Here is a 2,094-nt window from a genome sequence, read left to right on the forward strand (position 1 = left end):
CCAGCGCCGCCCACCAGCAGGTTGCCCTGTGCCATGGCGTACACCTCGCCGTCGGCGCCCTTCATCGGGGTCATCAGCAAGGTGCCGCCGCGCAGGCTTTTTGCGTTGCCGATGGACGACACCACCACATCGATCTGCTGCCCTGGGCGCGACAGGGCCGGCAGGCTGGCGGTGACGATCACCGCTGCGATATTGCGCATCTGCATGTTTGCACCGGCCGGCAGGGTCACGCCCAGTTGCGACAGCATGTTGGTCAGGCCCTGTTCGGTGAACGGGCTCTGGGTGGTCTGGTCGCCGCTGCCGTCCAGGCCGACCACCAGGCCGTAGCCCACCAGGTTGTTGGGGCGGATGCCGGCGAAGTCGGCGATGTCGCGAATCTGCTCGGCGTGAACCGTGGCCCCCAGCCACAACGGGCAGCTCAGCAGCAGGGTGCGCAACGTTCGGGCGGCTCTAGTGAACATGGCGTGGGTACTCAGAAAGGGGAAACGTTGAGGAGGATGCGATGGAGCCAGCCCATCCGCTGCGCTTCGTTGATGTAGCCGTCACCCACGTACTCGATGCGCGCCTGGGACACCTGGGTCGATGACACGGTGTTCTCGCCGGTGATGCTGCGCGGGTTGACCAGCCCGGAAAAACGGATGAATTCGGTGCCCTGGTTGATCGCGATCTGTTTGTCACCGCGCACGCGCAAATGCCCGTTGGGCATCACCTGCATCACGGTCACGGAAATCGTGCCGGTGAACGAGTTGTTCGCCTGGGAACCGCCGGCGCCTATGAAGTCATGCGTCGTCGAAGCATCCAGCCCAAAGGAGCCGACCTGGCTGGCCCGGCTGGAGGTGGTCGCCAGGCTCAGCCCCGTGGAGCCGGCGCGGCTGGCATTGGAGGATGAGTTCTTGCTGGCGCTGACCTGTTCTTCCAACTGGATGGTCAGGGTGTCGCCGACCATGCGCGGGCGGCGGTCTTCGAACAGCGGCTGCGAGCGGCTGCTCTGGTAGATCGAGCCGTTGGCCAGGCGTGCGGGGTAGCCCTGCGCCTGGACTTCTTCGTCGGGCACCACCGGCTTGTGGGGCAGTTGATCGCAGCCGGCGAGGGCCAGTACGCCGGCCAGAAGATACTTGTGAGCCATAAAGTGAGTCTCGAACCGGGCGCTCAGAGCTGGGTCAGACGCTGGAGCATCTCGTCCGAGCTTTCGACGGCCTTACTGTTGATTTCATAGGCACGCTGGGTCTGGATCATGCCGACCATTTCTTCCACCACGTTCACGTTGGAGGTTTCCACGTAACCTTGGGACAGCGTGCCGCCGCCGTTGAGGCCCGGCGTGGTTTCGGTGGGCGAGCCCGAGGCGTCGGTTTCCAGGTAGAGGTTCTGGCCGATGCTTTCCAGGCCGGCCGGGTTGATGAACAGCGCCAGGTTCAGTTGGCCGACCTGGGTCGAGGCAGAGGCGGCGGGCGTGGTCACCGAGACGATGCCGTCGCTGCTGATCGTGATGGCTGTGGCGTTGGCCGGGATGGTCACGCCGGCCGACAGCTTGTAGCCGTTGGAGGTGACCATCTCGCCATTGGAGTCGAGCTGGAAGCTACCGTCACGGGTGTAGCCGGTGCTGCCGTCGGGCATGTCCACCTGGAAGAAGCCCAGGCCGTTGATCGCCAGGTCCTTGGAGTTGCTGGTCTGCTCCAGGTTGCCCTGGGTGTGCAAGCGCTCGGTGGCGACTTCGCGCACGCCGGTGCCCACCTGCAAGCCGGAGGGCAGGCGCGTGTCGGTGCTGCTCTGCGCGCCGGGTTGGCGCACGTTCTGGTACACCAGATCTTCGAACACTGCCCGCGAGCGCTTGAAGCCGTTGGTGCTGACGTTCGCCAGGTTGTTGGCGATCACGTCCATTTGCCCTTGCTGGGCTTCCAGTCCGGTTTTCGCGGTCCACAGTGATCGGATCATCGTTCGGTTCCTTGTCTATTCAACCGGGAGGTCAGCCCTGCAGTACGCCCAATGTCAGGAAATGAAAGCGACTCAAGCCTCGTTCGTTGCAGCCAACCTTACCGACACCGACTTTCATGCGGCCGAACTCGAAGGCTGCGACTGGCGCGACGCCAACCGTCA

General features: G+C 64.2%; 4 protein-coding genes. 1 reads left to right on the plus strand and 3 read right to left on the minus strand.

What is annotated here, in order from left to right:
* From L9Z73_RS29690 to flgG, 3 genes are all read right to left on the minus strand, one after another.
* Nucleotides 1–461, minus strand: a 461-nt coding sequence (locus L9Z73_RS29690) for a flagellar basal body P-ring protein FlgI (protein ID WP_247408465.1), incomplete at its 3' end; no start/stop codon positions are given.
* Nucleotides 462–472: 11 nt separating this feature from the next.
* Nucleotides 473–1,126 carry a flagellar basal body L-ring protein FlgH gene (locus L9Z73_RS29695; protein ID WP_247408470.1) on the minus strand — a complete coding sequence of 218 codons (654 nt, stop codon included), beginning with the start codon at nt 1,124–1,126 and terminating at the stop codon, nt 473–475.
* A gap of 23 nt (nt 1,127–1,149) precedes the next feature.
* A complete protein-coding gene (flgG, locus tag L9Z73_RS29700; RefSeq protein ID WP_247408472.1) occupies nt 1,150–1,932 on the minus strand; it encodes a flagellar basal-body rod protein FlgG in 783 nt (260 codons plus the stop codon).
* Between flgG and L9Z73_RS31685 the strand changes: the two genes are divergently transcribed.
* Nucleotides 1,841–2,094: pentapeptide repeat-containing protein (locus L9Z73_RS31685; RefSeq protein ID WP_430624329.1), on the plus strand; the 254-nt coding region annotated here is incomplete at its 3' end. The two genes, flgG and L9Z73_RS31685, sit on opposite strands and share 92 nt — an antisense overlap.

Origin of the sequence: Pseudomonas emilianonis (genome assembly GCF_023072625.1) — a bacterium.
Taxonomy (GTDB): Bacteria; Pseudomonadota; Gammaproteobacteria; order Pseudomonadales; family Pseudomonadaceae; genus Aquipseudomonas; species Aquipseudomonas paraveronii.